We start from the raw sequence: 2,551 nt of genomic DNA on the forward strand, positions 1-2,551 counted from the left end.
CGTAAGCCTACGCTGGGGGCCGTCTTTTTGCGCTGAAGATTTCCGCTTAGGTCCGACGTTATGTCCGACCATAGATACAGACCCGAAGTCGAGATCCTATCTGTGACCGATACCGGCCGCCGTCGGCGCTGGACGGATGCGCAGAAGGTTCGCATTGTTGAAGAGAGTTTCGGCCCGCGCGGGAGCATGGGCGAGACGGCGCGTCGCCATGATATTGGTCGAACGCTGCTGGTGCGCTGGCGGCGAGAGTATCGCAACGGCGAACTTTCGAGCGGTGCATCACCGTTGGGTTTCATGCCGGTGACACTCGCGCCCCCTGCGGTGCCACCTCTGTCACCTGCGCCGAAGCCTGTGCCTGCGTCGCCTTTGGTCGAGCGGGCAGAGATCACGCTTCTGAACGGCAGGCGTCTTTCGGTTTCGGCGATGATCGATCCTGCGGTTCTGACGCGCCTCGTGCAGGTGCTGGATCCGGCATGATCGCGTTTCCGGCTGGCACCAAGGTCTGGATTGCGGGCGGCGTGACGGACATGCGGCGCGGCATGAACACCTTGGCGCTGGCGGTGCAGCAAGGCCTTGGCCGTGACCCTCATGGCGGCGAAATCTTCTGCTTCCGGGGCCGCAAAGGCGATCTGGTGAAGCTGCTCTGGCATGATGGGGTCGGTATGTCATTGTATGTGAAGCGGCTCGAGGCAGGCAAGTTCATCTGGCCTGTGAGCCAGGACGGATCGGCTGTTGCGATATCCGCAGCGCAGCTCGGTTATCTTCTTGAGGGCATCGACTGGCGCAATCCGCGCTGGACGCAAAGGCCTGCAAAGGCAGGATAATTTCTACAGAAACGCCTGTTTTTATTGGCGATTCAGGGCAATTGTGATAATCCTCTGCCATGTCAGATGCCGCTTCCGAAATCGCCAGATTACGCGCTGAACTGGCCGCCCAGACGGCCCGTGCGCAGGCCGCCGAACGCGATCTGGCGCAGGCGCGCGCCCTGGCGTCTTGCACGGATGCGATGATCCAGGAACTGAAACTGGAGATCGCCAAGCTGCGGCGCGACAAATACGGCACCTCCTCCGAGCGCCGCGCGCGGTTGATCGATCAGCTGGAATTGCAGCTTGAGGAGTTGGAAGCTGCCGCCACCGAGGATGCGCTGGCGGCGGAAGAAGCGGCCGCGCAGGACACGACCAGCACCGTGCGCGCCTTCACGCGGCGCAAGCCGGTGCGCAAACCCTTTCCCGAGCATCTGCCGCGCGAGCGTGTGGTGGTTGAGGCCCCGACCAACTGCTCCTGCTGTGGCTCGGATCGCATCGTGAAGATGGGCGAGGATGTCACCGAGACGCTGGAGGTCATCCCCCGCCAGTGGAAGGTGATCCAGACGGTGCGCGAGAAGTTCACCTGCCGGGCTTGCGAGAAGATCAGCCAGCCACCTGCACCCTTCCACACCATTCCGCGCGGATGGGCGGGACCACAATTGATCGCGATGGTGGCCTTCGACAAATACGGTCAGCACCAACCCCTTAACCGGCAATCCGAACGCATTGCACGAGAGGGTATCGATCTGAGCCTGTCCACCTTGGCTGATCTGATCGGTCATGCCTGCGCGGCGCTGGCCCCGATCCACGAATTGATCGAACAGCACGTGCTAACCGCAGCGCGCCTGCATGGCGATGACACGACGGTGCCGCTTCTGGCGCGTGGCGGCACCAAAACTGCGCGGCTCTGGACCTATGTGCGCGATGACGGGCCATGGGGTGGCAGCGCGCCACCTGCCGCCCTGTTCAAGTTCTCGCGCGATCGCCAGATGATCCACCCCAACAAGCATCTCGCTGGATGGCAGGGCGTTCTCCAGGCCGATGCCTATAGTGGCTATAACGATCTCTATCTGGCCGACCGCGCACCGGGGCCTGCACGCAGCGCGCTCTGCTGGAGCCACGCGAGGCGCAAGTTTTTTGAGTTGGCCGATATCGCGGGGAACGTGCGCAAGAACAAACCTGCACATGATATCTCCCCCGTCGCACTGGAGGCGGTGAAACGTATTGACGCGATCTTCGACATCGAGCGCGCGATCAATGGCATGAATGCAGATGCCCGCCTTGCCATGCGGCAGGCGCGATCCCGGCCGCTTGTCGTGGAACTGCATACCTGGCTTCTTGAAGAACGCGCGCGAATGTCGAAACACAACAGCGTCGCAAAGGCCATCGACTATCTGATGCCGCCCAAGGGTGACCGATGGGGTGCCTTCACCGCTTTCCTCGATGATGGGCGCATCTGTCTGACCAACAATGCCGCCGAGCGCGCCCTCAGAGGCATCGCATTGGGCAGGAAGTCGTGGCTCTTTGCGGGGTCTGAACGCGGCGGCGAACGCGCGGCCTTCATGTATACACTGATCGTCAGTTGCATGATGAACAACATCGACCCGCAGGCATGGATGGCCGACGTCCTTGCGCGCATCCCGGACATCACCGTGTCACGCTTGCCCGAGTTGCTCCCATGGAACTGGAAGGCCCAGCAGGAAGCCGTCAAGGCCGCGTGATCGCGTCCCTCGCCGGATGCTTAC

At 62.2% G+C, this 2,551-nt stretch carries 3 protein-coding genes; all 3 read left to right on the forward strand.

Features of this window, described 5'->3' with window-relative positions:
* Positions 1-102 precede the first annotated feature (102 nt).
* Genes tnpA through tnpC form a run of 3 tightly spaced genes read left to right on the forward strand, consistent with a single transcriptional unit; the run spans position 103 to position 2,527 of the window.
* Positions 103-477: an IS66-like element accessory protein TnpA gene (gene tnpA / locus C5F46_RS15905; RefSeq protein WP_168796916.1), complete on the forward strand. Its 375-nt coding sequence runs from the start codon at positions 103-105 to the stop codon at positions 475-477.
* Positions 474-824 (forward strand): IS66 family insertion sequence element accessory protein TnpB, encoded by a 351-nt coding sequence (tnpB, locus tag C5F46_RS15910; protein WP_107326276.1) that lies wholly within the window; start codon positions 474-476, stop codon positions 822-824. The genes tnpA and tnpB overlap by 4 nt, the downstream gene beginning before the upstream one ends.
* Positions 825-883: 59 nt before the next feature.
* Positions 884-2,527, forward strand: a complete 1,644-nt coding sequence (gene tnpC, locus C5F46_RS15915) for an IS66 family transposase (RefSeq protein ID WP_107326277.1) — start codon at positions 884-886, stop codon at positions 2,525-2,527.
* Positions 2,528-2,551: the final 24 nt, after the last annotated feature.

It is taken from the genome of Phaeovulum veldkampii DSM 11550 (genome assembly GCF_003034995.1).
GTDB classification, from domain to species: domain Bacteria; phylum Pseudomonadota; class Alphaproteobacteria; order Rhodobacterales; family Rhodobacteraceae; genus Phaeovulum; species Phaeovulum veldkampii.

What these genes read in the sequence shown, in the direction of transcription:
- tnpB (WP_107326276.1), top strand. Translation starts at nt 474, where the DNA reads ATGATCGCGTTTCCGGCTGGCACCAAGGTCTGGATTGCGGGCGGCGTG.
- tnpC (WP_107326277.1), top strand. Translation starts at nt 884, where the DNA reads ATGTCAGATGCCGCTTCCGAAATCGCCAGATTACGCGCTGAACTGGCC.